The organism is Borreliella valaisiana VS116, assembly GCF_000170955.2.
In the GTDB taxonomy this organism is placed as follows: domain Bacteria; phylum Spirochaetota; class Spirochaetia; order Borreliales; family Borreliaceae; genus Borreliella; species Borreliella valaisiana.
Genome location: NZ_ABCY02000001.1, coordinates 736,729 through 751,390 on the forward strand (window position 1 = coordinate 736,729; position 14,662 = coordinate 751,390).

At 28.1% G+C, this 14,662-nt stretch carries 17 protein-coding genes and 2 tRNA genes; 18 read left to right on the forward strand and 1 reads right to left on the reverse strand.

The window, feature by feature from the left end; all coding sequences use genetic code 11:
• The first annotated feature begins 39 nt into the window (after nucleotides 1-39).
• The 11 genes from ffh (at nucleotide 40) to rnc (ending at nucleotide 6,055) form a co-directional block, all read left to right on the forward strand.
• On the forward strand, nucleotides 40-1,374 hold the full coding sequence (ffh, locus tag BVAVS116_RS03490) for a signal recognition particle protein (RefSeq protein ID WP_006068945.1): 1,335 nt from the start codon (nucleotides 40-42) through the stop codon (nucleotides 1,372-1,374).
• 12 nt (nucleotides 1,375-1,386) lie between these two features.
• Complete coding sequence (gene rpsP / locus BVAVS116_RS03495) at nucleotides 1,387-1,647, forward strand: 30S ribosomal protein S16 (protein ID WP_006068830.1); 261 nt, start codon at nucleotides 1,387-1,389, stop codon at nucleotides 1,645-1,647.
• Nucleotides 1,648-1,896 (forward strand): KH domain-containing protein, encoded by a 249-nt coding sequence (locus tag BVAVS116_RS03500; RefSeq protein ID WP_004789492.1) that lies wholly within the window; start codon nucleotides 1,648-1,650, stop codon nucleotides 1,894-1,896.
• A gap of 3 nt (nucleotides 1,897-1,899) precedes the next feature.
• Entirely contained in the window at nucleotides 1,900-2,400 is a 501-nt protein-coding gene (gene rimM, locus BVAVS116_RS03505) for a ribosome maturation factor RimM (protein WP_006068409.1), read from the forward strand.
• Nucleotides 2,397-3,116 carry a tRNA (guanosine(37)-N1)-methyltransferase TrmD gene (trmD, locus tag BVAVS116_RS03510; protein ID WP_006068540.1) on the forward strand — a complete coding sequence of 240 codons (720 nt, stop codon included), beginning with the start codon at nucleotides 2,397-2,399 and terminating at the stop codon, nucleotides 3,114-3,116. Before rimM ends, trmD begins: the two co-directional genes overlap by 4 nt.
• Nucleotides 3,094-3,459 (forward strand): 50S ribosomal protein L19, encoded by a 366-nt coding sequence (gene rplS / locus BVAVS116_RS03515; RefSeq protein WP_006068225.1) that lies wholly within the window; start codon nucleotides 3,094-3,096, stop codon nucleotides 3,457-3,459. Before trmD ends, rplS begins: the two co-directional genes overlap by 23 nt.
• 315 nt (nucleotides 3,460-3,774) lie before the next feature.
• Nucleotides 3,775-4,314 carry a hypothetical protein gene (locus BVAVS116_RS03520; RefSeq protein WP_006068387.1) on the forward strand — a complete coding sequence of 180 codons (540 nt, stop codon included), beginning with the start codon at nucleotides 3,775-3,777 and terminating at the stop codon, nucleotides 4,312-4,314.
• Between the two features lies 1 nt (nucleotide 4,315).
• Nucleotides 4,316-4,807, forward strand: coding sequence for a pantetheine-phosphate adenylyltransferase (coaD, locus tag BVAVS116_RS03525; protein WP_006068992.1), 492 nt, complete (start codon nucleotides 4,316-4,318; stop codon nucleotides 4,805-4,807).
• Between the two features lie 62 nt (nucleotides 4,808-4,869).
• Nucleotides 4,870-5,052, forward strand: a complete 183-nt coding sequence (gene rpmF, locus BVAVS116_RS03530) for a 50S ribosomal protein L32 (protein ID WP_002557290.1) — start codon at nucleotides 4,870-4,872, stop codon at nucleotides 5,050-5,052.
• Between the two features lie 23 nt (nucleotides 5,053-5,075).
• Nucleotides 5,076-5,318 (forward strand): acyl carrier protein, encoded by a 243-nt coding sequence (gene acpP / locus BVAVS116_RS03535; RefSeq protein WP_006068702.1) that lies wholly within the window; start codon nucleotides 5,076-5,078, stop codon nucleotides 5,316-5,318.
• Nucleotides 5,318-6,055, forward strand: a complete 738-nt coding sequence (gene rnc / locus BVAVS116_RS03540; protein ID WP_006068895.1) for a ribonuclease III — start codon at nucleotides 5,318-5,320, stop codon at nucleotides 6,053-6,055. The genes acpP and rnc overlap by 1 nt, the downstream gene beginning before the upstream one ends.
• Here rnc and BVAVS116_RS03545 read toward each other — a convergent pair.
• The gene (locus BVAVS116_RS03545) at nucleotides 6,026-7,258 is read right to left on the reverse strand and encodes a CCA tRNA nucleotidyltransferase (protein WP_006068774.1); all 1,233 of its coding nucleotides are present in this window, start codon (nucleotides 7,256-7,258) and stop codon (nucleotides 6,026-6,028) included. The genes rnc and BVAVS116_RS03545 overlap by 30 nt on opposite strands.
• A gap of 117 nt (nucleotides 7,259-7,375) precedes the next feature.
• Between BVAVS116_RS03545 and BVAVS116_RS03550 the strand changes: the two genes are divergently transcribed.
• From BVAVS116_RS03550 to rpoD, 7 genes are all read left to right on the forward strand, one after another.
• Nucleotides 7,376-9,148 (forward strand): hypothetical protein, encoded by a 1,773-nt coding sequence (locus BVAVS116_RS03550; protein ID WP_006068806.1) that lies wholly within the window; start codon nucleotides 7,376-7,378, stop codon nucleotides 9,146-9,148.
• Between the two features lie 5 nt (nucleotides 9,149-9,153).
• Nucleotides 9,154-9,477: a hypothetical protein gene (locus BVAVS116_RS03555; RefSeq protein ID WP_006068707.1), complete on the forward strand. Its 324-nt coding sequence runs from the start codon at nucleotides 9,154-9,156 to the stop codon at nucleotides 9,475-9,477.
• A gap of 88 nt (nucleotides 9,478-9,565) precedes the next feature.
• Nucleotides 9,566-9,639: transfer RNA gene (locus tag BVAVS116_RS03560), tRNA-Thr, on the forward strand.
• 4 nt (nucleotides 9,640-9,643) lie between these two features.
• A tRNA-Tyr gene (locus BVAVS116_RS03565) sits at nucleotides 9,644-9,725 on the forward strand.
• 208 nt (nucleotides 9,726-9,933) lie between these two features.
• A complete protein-coding gene (gene mltG / locus BVAVS116_RS03570) occupies nucleotides 9,934-10,965 on the forward strand; it encodes an endolytic transglycosylase MltG (RefSeq protein ID WP_006068802.1) in 1,032 nt (343 codons plus the stop codon).
• A gap of 5 nt (nucleotides 10,966-10,970) precedes the next feature.
• Entirely contained in the window at nucleotides 10,971-12,752 is a 1,782-nt protein-coding gene (dnaG, locus tag BVAVS116_RS03575) for a DNA primase (protein ID WP_006068438.1), read from the forward strand.
• A gap of 3 nt (nucleotides 12,753-12,755) precedes the next feature.
• A complete protein-coding gene (rpoD, locus tag BVAVS116_RS03580) occupies nucleotides 12,756-14,651 on the forward strand; it encodes an RNA polymerase sigma factor RpoD (protein WP_006068544.1) in 1,896 nt (631 codons plus the stop codon).
• Nucleotides 14,652-14,662 lie beyond the last annotated feature (11 nt).

Consider the following 14,662-nt stretch of genomic DNA (forward strand, 5'->3'; position numbering starts at 1 on the left):
ATTTGATAAGATTATTTTTGAGAATAAAGGTTATTTTTAATGCTTGAAAGTTTGGGATCAAATTTTAAGAATTTTATAAACTATCTTTCTGGAAAATCTACAATAAATGATAAAAACATTGCAGAGGCTATTGAGATTATTAAAAATTCTTTAGTTGATGCTGATGTTAACTTAAGAGTTGTAAGACGTTTTTTAAATTCTATAATTGAAGAATCCAGGGGAGTAAAAGTTTTAAGAGGTATTGATCCTAAATCTCAGTTTATTAAAATTGTCAATGATAATCTTGTTAAATTTTTGGGAGGCAAAAATTATGAGCTTAGCTTGAATCCTATCAATAAGCAATCTTATATTCTTATGGTTGGACTTCAAGGTTCTGGTAAGACCACAACATGTGCTAAGCTTTCTTTAAGGCTTAAAAAGGAAAATAGAAAGGTGCTTCTTGTAGCCGCCGACACATTTAGAGCAGCAGCCATAGAGCAGTTAAAAATATTGGGTAGTCAAATAGGTGTGCCAGTATTTTCACTTGAGGGGGAAAAAGATCCTATTAAAATTGTTAAAGCGTCTATGAAGGTTGCCGAATCTGAGTTTTTTGATTCTGTAATAGTTGATACTAGAGGACGACTTGAGGTTGAATCTTTGTTGGTTGAAGAAATAAAAAAAATCAAGGAGATTTTGCAGCCCACAGAAACCATTTTAGTACTAGACTCTATGACGGGTCAAGTTGCGGTAAATATTGCTAAGGAATTTAATGAGAATGTTGGACTTACCGGTGCAATATTTTCTAAGTTTGATTCAGATACTAGAGGGGGTGCTGTACTGTCGTTCAAAAGTATTTGTGCAGTTCCTATTAAATTTATTGGTGTTGGAGAAAAAATCGAAGATCTTGATTCTTTTTACCCAGAAAGAATTGCTTCTAGAATTCTCGGCATGGGGGATGTCGTTAGTCTTGTAGAGAAGGTTCAAAGTGTTGTTGACAAAGAAGAAGTTATTAAGCTTGAGGAAAAAATTAATAAAGCTAGTTTTAATTTTGAGGACTATCTAAGCCAATTTAGACGTATGAGGCAAGTGGGAGGGGTTTCTAATTTTGTAAGTTATTTACCAGGTGCTTCAAAATCAATGTTGAATGTAGATAACTTAAATGAAGAAATTTTTAATAAAGAAGAAGCTATCATTCTTTCTATGACTAAAAAAGAAAGAATAAACCCAGTGATTTTAAACAATCCCTCAAGAAAAAAAAGAATAGCTTTAGGAAGTGGGACAACTATTTTTGATGTTAATAAGCTCATAAAAAAGTTTAGTCAAACAACTTTGTTTATGAAAAAAATGAAAAATAAAGATTTCCAAAATAAGATTGCATCCCTTTTGGGAAAATAAGGAGGAATAAATTTGAGCGTTAAGATAAGATTGAAGAGAATGGGAGCTAAAAAAAGACCTTATTATAGGATTGTAGTTATGGATTCTGCTTCTCCTAGAGATGGTAGAGCAATTGAAGAGCTTGGTTATTATCATCCTGTTGAAAAGCAAAAGCAAATAAAAATTAAGGAAGATAGAATTAAAGATTGGATAAGTAAGGGAGCAATTTTAAGTGATACAGTGAAAATGCTTTTAAATAAAAACAACTTGAATGCGAAAAGTCAGGAGGTTTAGATGAAAGAGTATGGAAATGAAATTGAACTTATAGAGTTTGTAGTAAAGTCTCTTGTAGATAAACAAGATGAAGTGAAACTAAATGTAATTGAAGGGGAAAAGTCAACTATTTTGGAATTAAGGGTTTCCCAAAGCGATGTAGGTAAGATAATCGGAAGACGAGGTCGTATTGCACGAGCTATTAGAACTTTGCTTGGAGCTTGTGCTGCTAAAACCAATAGGCGAGTGCAATTGGAAATTTTAGATTGATTTATGTTTGTTAAAGGCGTGATATTATCGTCTTATGGAATTAATGGGTATGCTAAGGTTAAAAGCATATCCAATAATTTTTGTGATTTTATTAACCTAAAAAATAACAAAGTCCTTTTAAAAAAAAGCAATGGTTTTGCCATTGAAGTTAAAGTTGTAGATGTTGATATAAAAAGCAATTCCTTGTTTTTGAAATTTGAAGGGATTAATACCCCAGAGTTAGTAAAGCCTTTGATTGGTTTCGAATTGTGGGTTGATGATTCGCTTGCATCGAGTTTAGAGGAAGGCGAATATTACTTGGGAAGATTGATTGGCTATGCCATTGTTAATAACAATAAAAAACTAGGAGAAGTTGTAGCTTTTTTTGAATATTTAAATAGTGCATTCCTTGAGGTCAAAGTGGGTATTAAATTTTTTTTTATTCCTTTTTTGAGCATTTATATTGGAGATATAGATGTAGAGGAGAAAACAATTGAGCTTAAGGTTTTAGATCTTTTAAGATGAAATTTACAGTTATATCCCTTTTCCCCGCAATAATTAAACCATTTTTTGAAAATTCAATAATGAAAAAAGCTATTAACAAAGGAATAGTGAATTTTGAGCTTATTGATGTTAGGGATTTTTCAAAAAATAAGCATAAAAGATGTGATGATTTGCCTTATGGGGGCGGTGCTGGAATGGTATTAAAGGCCGAACCCATTTCTTTTGCTCTTGAGCATGTAGAAGCTACTAAGAAAACAACAATATTTTTAAGCCCTTCTGGTAAAAAGTATACCCAAGAGTTGGCATATTCCTTGTCAAAAGAAGAAGAAATTGTTATAATTTGTGGGAGATATGAAGGAATTGATCAGCGTATTATAGATTTGTATGTTGATTTTGAGATTTCTATTGGAGATTATGTTTTATCTTCAGGAGAGATTGCAGCTCTTGTTTTAATAGATAGTGTATATAGATTGTTAGATGGAGTAATAAATCCTAATTCTTTATTAGAAGAATCATTCGGTGTGAAAAACGGGTTACTTGAGTATCCCCATTATACCAGGCCTTATAATTTTATGGGGATAAAGGTTCCAGAAGTTCTTGTTTCAGGTCATCATGAAAATATAAGGAATTGGAGGCTTTTTAAGGCTAGAGAAAAAACTAAAAAAAACAGATATGATTTATACCTTAAATATTTAGAGATAATAGGAGAAGATAATGGATTTGATAAGAAAAATTGAATCTCAGAATAAGAAAAATGAGGCTTTTGTCTTTAATGTGGGAGACACTGTGAAGGTTGTTTATAAAATTATTGAGGGCAGTAATGAAAGGCTACAGAGTTTTGAAGGAATTGTTATTTCTTTTCAAAATAAGGGAATTGGTAAAACATTTTTGGTTAGAAAAATTTCATCAGGAATAGGTGTTGAAAAAATTTTTCCAGTATATTCTCCTATAATAGAAAAAGTTGAAGTTTTAAGAAGGGGAAAGGTTAGAAGGGCAAAGCTTTATTATATGAGAAATAGAATTGGTAAAGCTGCTATGAAGATCAAGGAGCGTCTTAATATTAAAAAAGTTAAGCGGTAGTTTATAAATTATTTTAAATATTTTAGTAAATTAGGCCATAAGATAAAGCAAATTAGATTAAGATTAAAAGTTATTTTTTAGCAGTCTTTTGTTTTGTTAATTTTTATTCAAAATTTAGGGTTTTTGCTATTTTAAAAAAAATGATTTTGGTAAGCTTGGTTGTGCATTTGTTGCGATTAAAAGCATTAATTAGCTATTCTTATTAATTTTAATGCAAGTTTAATTACACTTTTGTCTTTTAAAAAACTAAGGGTTTTAAATTTTTATTTTTTTGAAGAGTAAATATTTATTTGTTATCGTTAAGGAGAGTTAGTTTTGAAATATACTCAAAGTAAGTTTAGAGGTAGCAATTTTCATAAATCCAATAAGCGTTTTTATGGGTTTAAAAATAAAAGATTAAATTCTGAGAGTAAAAGTCAAAATGTTGCCCCGGCAAACAATTCTAATAATAGATCGACTGTTTTGAATACAGATAAGCAAAATGGTTTTAAAGGTAAATTTAGAAGAAAAAATATAAAATTTAAAACAAGAATAAATCTTGATGTTACTTGTGGTATTTGTGAAAAAAAAATAAATGACCTTGTTTTTAGTATGTCTTTAAAAGTTGAAAATGAAGATAAGCCTGTTCATTTTGATTGTGTTATCAACAAATTAACGATTGAGAATAATCTTTCAAGTAATGAAAAATTAGTTTATAGAGGTGTTGGTAAATTTTTTATTGTGGATACCTCTTCTAGAGGTGAATATTTATATTTCAAAATTATTAAAGAAATTGAATTTGAAAATTTAGAAGAACAACCAATATGGCGCAAAAAAATTCTTAAAGATGTTAATAAAGGGTTTAGGCTTTGGTGATATGAAGGTGGCAGTTTTTCCAGGATCTTTTGACCCAATTACCTGGGGTCATATTGATTTAATTAAAAGATCATTGGCTATTTTTGATAAAGTTGTTGTTTTAGTTGCTAAAAATAAATCAAAAAATTACTTGCTAAGTGATAGTGAGAGGTTTAGTCTTACAAAAGATGTTATTTCGTCTTTAAATTTTTTAAATGCATTTGTAGATAAGTATAATGGCTTTATTGTTGACTATGCATTAATTAATTCTATTAAATTTATTGTTAGGGGAATTAGGGCTTTTAATGATTTTGATATAGAGTTTGAAAGATATCTTGTTAATAATAAGTTAAATTTTAAAATTGATACTATATTTTTACCAAGTAGTGCAGAACATTTATACATAAGGTCAGATTTTGTAAAGGAATTGATGATGAAAAAGGATGTTGATCTTTCTCATTTTGTTCCAGAATTGGTGTTTAATAGATTGAAATCTAAGTTTATTGACAAATGACTTGGTTAATATATATATTATTAAGATAATTTAATCTAGTTTAAAAGTAGTAGGAGAAAGTAATGGCTGTTCCAAAATTTAAGCCTTCAAAATCTAGGAGTAGAACAAGGCGTAGTATAAATATGAGGAAGAAAATTCCACAATTTCAAGAATGTTCTAATTGTGGTAATCTTGGGGTGAGACACAGAATTTGTTTAAAATGTGGATATTATAGAAATAATCAATATCTGGAAATAGGTTTATAGTTTGTAGCAAGGAAGGTATATTCATGGATAATGATGAAATTTTTAGCAAGGTTAGATCTATTATATCTGAGCAACTTGATAAAAAAGAAGATGAAATTACTCTAGACTCTAGATTTGTTGAGGATCTTAGTGCAGATAGTCTTGACATTTATGAGCTTTTATATTTGCTTGAAGAGGCTTTTGATGATAAGATTCCAGAGAACGAAGCTAATGAATTTGAAACGGTAGGTGATGTTGTTAATTTTATTAAAAAGAGAAAAGGTTGATGAAAAAAAATTCTTCCGATTTTTGTTTTGATAGTGAAAGAAAAGCTCAGTTAAGTGAATTTTTGGAGAATTTGAGCATCGATTTTAATAATTTTGATTTATTAAATACAGCATTGAGCCACTCGTCTTATTCTAATGAGCTAGATCAAAAATCTGGCAATAATGAGAGGTTAGAATTTTTGGGAGATTCTGTGCTTAATTTGATTATTACAGATCATCTTTATAAAACTTATCCAAATAAAAGTGAAGGAGAGCTTAGTAAGGCTAGATCTTATATTGTTAGTGAAGATTCCCTATCTAATATTGCTAGAGAGATTGATCTTGGTTCTTATATTTTACTTGGCAGAGGAGAGGAGAGTAATGATGGTCGCAATAAAAAAGGCATTCTTGCAGATGCTATTGAAGCTTTTGTAGGCGCTATTTATCTTGATAGTGGTTTTTCAGTGGCAACAGAATTTGTGGTTGGACTTTTTGACATGTATATAAGATTGATGTTTAATAGGGGTGATTTTAAAGATTATAAGAGTTTGTTGCAGGAATATATTCAAAAAAAATATAAAATCTCACCGAGTTATAAACTAGACAAGGAAATAGGTCCAGACCATGATAAAGTCTTTTGTGTTGAACTTTATGTTGGAGAAAAGTTTATATCAAACGGAAAGGGTAAATCTAAAAAAGAGGCCGAAATGAGAGCGGCTGAAGTAGCTTTAAAAGCTATGGAAGATATTAATCTTTAAGGTTTTTATTTTTTTTATAAGATAATTTTTATTATTAAGTTTGGGATTTTCAATTACATAGCTTAATAGTATGTTTAAAATTTTACCTATATTTTTATTTTCTATTTGTTTTAGATTTTGAATGTCTTTTCCATTTATTTTTAAATCTTTTAAAGAGAGAGGGCTTTTTAGTAATTTTTTTCTTTTTATATTTTTTGTTATAAATAAATATTTTTTCTTTTTCCCTTTTAGTGCTTTATGTATATCAATTATTTCTTTATAATGCTCTCTTGTGCTTTTGCTAAGCAAATATCTAATATCACTTAATTTTTTAACATTAAAAATATTGTTATTATCAATTATACTTCTATAAAATAAAATTAACTTAATTTCTTTATTTGAGAATTTAAGTAAAGTTAATTTTTCTTTTAGCTCTTTTATAGGTTTTTTAATTGTCAGTATAGTGATTGCTTTTAGATAAAATTTGTCTTTATTAAGCAGGGCAGTTTTTTTGATTAATTTTGTTTTTATTTCTAGGTTGAAAAAATTCTTAAAAAAATCAACTTTTTTAAGATAATAAATTCCTTTTTGTATATTTGTGCCTTCTAGCAATTTGTGAAATTCATTTTTTATTCTTTCTTTTGAAATAATTAAAATATTTTCTTTTTTGTATTTCATTGAAATTAAAGTATTTTTTTCGATGTTAAAATTAAGTGTGGATGAAAATCTTGCCGCTCTTAGTATTCTAAGGGCGTCTTCTTCAAATCTTTTATTTGGGTTTCCTATGCATCTTATTATTTTTTTATTAAGATCTTTTTTTCCATCATAGTAATCTATTATGTTAAAGTTAAAAATGTCCATTGCAATTGCATTGATTGTAAAGTCTCTTCTTTCAAGATCTTTAATTAAATTTTTAGTATATTCTACTTTTTTTGGGGCTCTGTTGTTTTCATATTCTTTTTCTATTCTGTATGTGGTAATTTCGAAGATTTTTTTATTAAAAATAATACCAATTGTGCCATGTTTTATTCCTGTTTTAATGTTGTTTGGAAATAATGTTATTATTTCTTCAGGAGTTGCATTTGTTGCAAAATCAAAATCACAAGGTTGTTTATTAAGAAGTAAGTCTCTTAAAGCGCCTCCAACTAAGTAAAATTCGTAATTGTTTTTTTTAAATATTTTACCAATTTTAATTATATTTTGATTATTTTTGCCCAGATTCATATAAAATTATATTATAGTGTAAATAATTTTTTTCTAAAATTGATTTACAATTTTAATTTATTTGAAGTATGTTGTAAGTAGTACTTTTATTTTTTTAAATGGTTTTATTGAGGTTTTATGAGTGATAATAACAATAGTGTATACAACGCTATAGGTCAGCTTTCAAAAGAGACTAAAAATAGGTTGATGAATGATATAAGAAAAAGTTTAGGTTTGAATTCTTCTGAATTTGTTTTGCCAAATTGTAACAATGAGCCCTATGTTGATTCTCAGCTTGAAAAATTTCTTTCAGGGCGTTTAATGGAAGAATCATTTCTTATAAGAATGTGGTTAACTATTTTAAATTTTTTTCAGAAGGATAAAAGTAAAGAAGATATTTATAAAACTTATGTTATAAAAAACCTAGAAAATCAAATTAATGAAATGTGTAAAAATCCAGTAATAGATTTTAAGAAAGAATGTTTGTATGTTGGCTTTGTAGAAATGTTTTTTAGTGTTTGCCGATATTCAATGGAATTGAAAGAATTTTTTAAGAAATTAGAAAAAGGTGGTGTTGTTGTTGAGCAAACGATTTTAGAAATTATTCAAAATAAAGTTCTTCATTCTAAGAAAAATTTGGAAGATTTTTTAGATGAAGGTGAATATGAGCTTTTTCTGAAAAAAGAAAAGACCCAAAATGATTTAGAAGAATCTCTTAAGGCCAAGATAAACGATTATATTAATTCTATTCCATCTAGTACTTACAAAACTTTATCTGATATGTTTGAGTTTTATTATGTTTTTAATAGTTTGGCGTTTTTCCCTTACAAGTCTTTTTTTTCATTTTTCAATGTAGATCTTTTAGATAATGTTGAAAATATTAATATCGTTGATCTTGAGGTTGGATTTGGAACTAGCTTTTCAAGTGTTAGTAAGTACTTGAATTATTTTTTTGACATTTTGTATACATTAAAGGATATTGAGATAGATGAGAATATTGTTAAAAGTATTATATCAAATTATTTTCTAATATCTGATGATATTAGTAATTCAGAAATAATTTCAAGAGAAGATCATTTATCACGAGTAGAATATGTATTGAAAAATGTTTTATCGGTTGTATCTAAGATTGTTGGCTTATCGAGAACTTTACCTTATTTAGATGTTTTTAGGGTGTATTGTAAGAATCCGGTTGCATCTCCTAAAAGATATGTTCCTTTTTTTGATGTGAAAAATTTTTATGAAAATATTTTATTTTTAAATGTTATGGGCCAGGCTATTAAAAGGCGTGATAGCTCTTTAAAAGTTCTTGTGATTAAAGAAATAAAAAATCTTGTTAGAGATCCTGGTGTAATTTTGAATTTAAAGGGTGAGATTTTCAGCGAATTAAATCTTGGTCACTATAGTTTTAAAAAGTTATATTTTCTTAATGATTTTTTTAAAAACATATATGATGTTAGAATGATGGAAGTTTTAAGAACTATAAATAATGTTGTATTAATTAATAATCATGATTTGAGAAATATATATGTTGACATTGAAAATAATATTACTGTTTTGAAAAAAGAAATTTATAATATTTACTTTGAGATTGATTATAAGAATGAAGAGTTTGAAAGGCATAAAAGAGAGAGCAAAGTTGATGACTCTTATAAGGAAAGGATTTTGAAGTGGTGTTTAAATGAATCGGCTTCTATTGATAAGATTTCAAATAAATTTGTAGATTATTTTATTGAGCTTAAAAAAAGATGTCTGGCTCTTTTGGAAAATCATAATGTTTTTATTCGAAAATCTTTAATAGTTTCTTATAAATCAATGGCAAATGAAAATAAAAAGATTACATTAGCTGATGTTATTGGCAATCTTTTAGAAATCATCGATCAAGCACTTTTTATAGTAAAAAATTTATAAATCTCATGGAAACTTTTAAAATAAAAAATCTAAGACGTTTTTCAAATTTTATTAGAACTTTGGTTATTGTATTGTTTTTAAATTCTTTGTTGAGTTTATTCGTTTTTTTGGCTGGTTCTTATAATATTTTTGTTTACAATTTTCAGAAATTTTATCTTGATATTACCATTGTTTTAAGCTCTGTTTCTTTTGGGCTTGAATCTACTAGGCTGATATTTTTTTATTTATTGAGAAATAAAAAAATTAATTATTATTTAATTTTAATTTTTAGTTTTATGATTTTTTTTTGTGCTCTTGTTTTTAAAATTTTTCTTTCTGGTAACAAGTAGATTTATGGAAAGATTGCATTAATTATTTGCCATTATTCTATTGACTAATGAATTTTATTTTTATAAACTAACTATTAGTTTGTTATTTGCCGACTTAGCTCAGCTGGCCAGAGCAGCGGTCTTGTAAACCGCAGGTCGTCGGTTCGACTCCGACAGTCGGCTTTTAGGGGCGGTACCGAAGTGGTTAACCGGGGCAGACTGTAAATCTGTTGGCTTCGCCTACGTGGGTTCGAATCCCACCCTCCCCAATTTAGTGAAATTATAAGAGACTGCCTTTTTTGTAATTTTTAGATTGTAATATTTTAAATGTGTTATATTGTTCCATTATGGTGCTTGTATTTTTATCTGTTTAGAAAAGTTATTATTGGTTATAAAATGTAATGTTAGTATCAATTAAAACTTTAATTGATACTAATGAGTAATTAGCAAATACTTTTGTTTAGCTAGGAGATTCTTGTGCTTATTAAAATTGGAAAAGTATTTATTCTTTTGTTCTTTTTAGGATCTATTTTGTCAATTTTTATATATTTTTTAAATTTATCTTCTTTAGCAAATGGCTTAGTTTATGAATTTGATGTTGAGAAAGGTTGGGGAGTTAAAAAAATAGCTAAAGAGTTGAAAAAACAAAAATTAATTAAATCCGAATTGCTTCTTGTTTTTATTTCATATATTTTTGGTAGTGATAAACAATTTAAAGAGGGAAGATATTCAATCAATAGTGATCTTTCTACATTTGAAATATATAAAGAGTTTTTAAGGGGATCTTCTAACGTAAATATTGATGTTACAATACCTGAAGGGTATACTAGCAGAAGAATTGCTTTTAAGCTTAAAGAATTTGATGTAATTGATGATGTTCAAGATTTTATTTTTTTGATCAACGAAAAATCGTTTATTTATGAGCTTGGATTTGATTACGATTCTCTTGAAGGATTTTTATTTCCAGATACTTATAAATTTTACAAGGGCATAGAATTAAAGAATGTTGTTCGTATGTTTGTCGATAATTTTTTGAATAAGCTTAAATCTATAGGTGTTGTTTTTAGTGATTATTCAAGTAAAGATTTTTACAATAGAGTAATAATAGCATCTATTGTTGAGCGTGAATATAGGGTTAAAAATGAAGCTTCAATAATGTCTTCAGTTTTTTATAACAGAATAAAATCTGGTATGGCATTACAATCTTGTGCTACTATTGAGTATATTATTACAGAGGAACTAGGACGAAGTCACCCTAAAAGAATTTATTTTTCAGATTTAGAGATAAATTCTCCTTATAATACATATATTAATAAAGGGTATCCTCCTACTCCAATTTCAAATGCTGGTATTATTTCTTTACAAGCAGCTTTTTTCCCAAAAAATACGCAATATTTATTTTTTGTGGTAAAAGACTCTAAGTCGGGTACGCATCAATTTTCATCAGACTATTCCTCACATCTTTTAGGAGCAAAAGATTATATTAAAAATTTTATTACTAAGGATTAAGGAGTATGGAGTATTTACAAACTAAAGCCTCAATTAAAGCTAAATTTGATATTGTAGCTATTGTAGAACAATACATTAAGCTTATTAAATCAGGATCTACTTATAAAGGGCTTTGTCCTTTTCATGCTGAGAAAACCCCTTCTTTTTTTGTAAACCCTTTGCAAGGATATTTTTATTGTTTTGGATGTAAAAAGGGCGGGGATGTTATTGGATTTTTAATGGATATGGAAAAAATCAATTACAATGATGCTCTTAAGATTTTATGTGAAAAATTTGGTATTTATTATAATGATTTGAAAATAAGCCTAAAAAGTGAAAAAAAAAATGAAAATAAAGACATAGTTTCAAAAATTTACTCATTAAATTCTAGATTAATCAATACCATTAAATTTTTTTTGAATAAAAACAAGAAAGCCTTAGATTACGTTTTAAAGAGTAGATCAATATCTAAGGAAGTCGTTGATTTATTTGAACTTGGATATTTACCATTTAATGTTAAAGATGGTTTAGAGCTTTATGATTTTTTAGTTTCAAAAGGATACTCTTTTGAAATACTGAGAAAAAGTGGTTTATTCTCAAAGACAAATCCCAAAGTTTCTATTTTATCTCAAAGATTAATTTTTCCAATTAAAGATTTTAAAGGAAACGTTGTTGGTTTTGGCGGTCGAGATTTGGATGGGAAAGGTTCTAAGTATATTAATTTAAGTGAAACTGAAGTTTTTAAAAAAAAGGAACTTCTTTATGGATTTTATGAGGGGTTTGATGAGATTAAATCTACAAAGTCAGTTATATTAGTAGAAGGATATATAGATGTTCTTGCTTTTTTTACATCTGGGATTAAGAGAGCCGTATCTACTCTTGGTACTTCTTTTTCAAAAGAACATCTGGCTTTGATTCAAAGATATGCTGATGAGGTAATATTTTCTTTTGATGGTGATGATGCTGGGCTTTCTGCAACTTTAAAAGCTTATCAAATTTGTTTGCCATTTAATATTAATGTTAGTATTGTTAAAATGGATTTTGGTCGTGATCCTGCAGATGTTCTTAAGGATGAGGGTGAAGTTTCTTTGCAGAAAATTTTAAATAATAGATGTGATGCTTTTGATTATCTCTTAGATGTTTATTCCAATAAATATGATTTAAATAAAACTGTAGATTTAAATGCTATGATTAATTTATTTTTAAATTTGATAAATTTATCAAAATTAGATACTCAGAAAAAAATTTTTTTAGACAAGCTAAGCAATAAACTTGGTATTGGCGTTACAACTTTATTAAAAGATTATTATAGAATAAAAGAAAGATTTGTAGTTGACAATAATAAAAGAAATTTGTATGCTCATAATGATGATTCTTATGAGAGGTATCTAATAGTAGCTTTGTTGAAAAATTTTAGTTATTTTTGTATAATAAGGCGCAATATTATTGATAGCGATTTAATTGATGTTAATGTTAGAAAAACTTTTGTATGCTTTGAAGATTTATTTGAAAATAATAAAGATTTTTCATTAATGGATTTAAAAAAAAATTTAAAGGACATCTATAAAGTTAGTGAATTTTTTTTTGAAGAAATTTTAAATTCTGAATTTGAAGTGGATGATGAGACTCTCATTCATGTTTTGCTTGCAATCAAGAGAAGAAAATTAGATTCTCGTGTTTTGCTTTGCAAAAGAAGATGTAATGAGGACTCTTTGGTTAATGCTAAGGTTCAAATAAATGAGTTAATGTTTTTAAATATGCAGAGAAAAAATTTAAAAATCTATATAGACGATGTTCCAGGGAGTTGAGTTTTGCTGGATTTGGAAAAGAAATATTCGAAGCTGATAGAGGGTATTGTTACACATTTGGGAGATAGAAAATCTCTTAGTTTTAGTGAATTATCAAATTTGTTGCCCGATGATATATTGGAACCGGAGGTCCTTGATTGTATTTGTTCAATACTTGAGGATAGGGGAATAAGGTTAGTTAATAAAATTTCGGAACTAGATCTGGTAGGCACTGAAGAGGGAAATGATGAAGATGAAGAGGTGGAGATTGAATCCGATAGAAATTTTATGATTTTAGATGATGGTTTCCAAAGTGATGAGGAAGATATTGATATTGATGGCAAACTGGATGATTGTGATGAAGAAGATATTTCTGTTAAGGATGATTTGGGTTCTGGGTATATTAAAAGTAATGTCTTAAAAGATAGTCATTCAGAAGATCCAATAAAGCTTTATTTAAAGGAAATAGGAAAAGAGTTCTTATTAACAGGAAATCAAGAAGTTGAACTTGCCAAGCAAATGGATTCTGGAGAGGGCATAATTGAGAATATTCTTAAAAATGAGGGACTTGTTATAGAAAACTATTATAATCTTGTTAATACTATTTATTCAAGAATGGAGAGGGAAGAGTTTTTCAAAAGAGAAAAAGATAGAGATAAAGAGAATAACCCTGATTATTATAATAAAAAAAAAAGAATTGCCTCTTTTTATAAAATTCCTTTAAAACCAATTCAAGATCGTTTAATAAGTTATGTAGATAATAAGCATAGGGTATATGAGCTTGGGGGAGATATTCTTGAAAAGAATTTAAAAAGGGAAAGGTCAGCCTTAAAAGAGCTTTTACGAGATATTCCTTTGTATCAAGATGAACTAAGAATTTTTTCAGATGATTATATTGACTCGGCTAACAAAATAAAGGATTTGCAAAGGCAGCAAAGAATAATTTTAAGCAGGTTAAAAATTGAAAAAATAAGAGACTTAAGAGTGCTTGGAAGAGATTTGACTATTGCTGAGAAAAGAATAGAGATAGAAAAATCTCTTAAACTTAAAGAAGATGCTATTAAAGAGCAGATTACAGAGGCTCAGCTTGCTCAAAAAGAACTTGAGAGAATTGAAATGTATTACGAATACCCAATGGATAAGATAATAAGCATGTCAGAGGAGATTGCTAAAGGGAAACAAATGATGCAACATGCTAAAGATCAGTTGATTAAGGCTAATTTAAGGCTTGTTGTAAGCATTGCTAAGAAATATGCAAATAGAGGTCTTCATTTTTTTGACCTTGTTCAAGAAGGTAATATTGGATTAATTAAAGCTGTTGAAAAATTTGAATATAAAAGAGGTTTTAAGTTTTCAACTTATGCTACTTGGTGGATTAGACAGGCTATAACAAGATCTATTTCTGATCAAGCTCGCACAATTAGAGTTCCTGTGCATATGATTGAACAAATCAATAGGCTTAATAGAGAAACTAGGTATCTAATTCAAGTTTTGGGGAAAGATCCCACGGATGAAGAGCTTTCAGACAGACTTGGATGGGAGCTTAAAAAGGTTAAAACTGTAAAAAGTGTTTCAAGAGAACCTGTTTCTCTTGAAACACCAATTGGAGAAGAAGAAGATTCTGTTCTTAGCGATTTTATTGAGGATAAGGCAATAAAAAATCCTGCAAATCATACGTCTTTTGTAGTTTTGCAAGATCAAATAAGGGCAATTCTTGGGACTCTTCCTGAAAGAGAGCAAGAAGTTGTCAAAATGAGATTTGGGCTTGAAGATGGCTATTCTTTAACTCTTGAAGAGGTTGGACTTCATTTTAATGTTACAAGAGAAAGAATTAGACAAATTGAATCTAAGGCATTAAGGCGGCTTAAAAATCCTAAAAAAACTCAAAAATTAAAAGATTATCTTGAAGATTTAAATTAAGCATGGGAGGG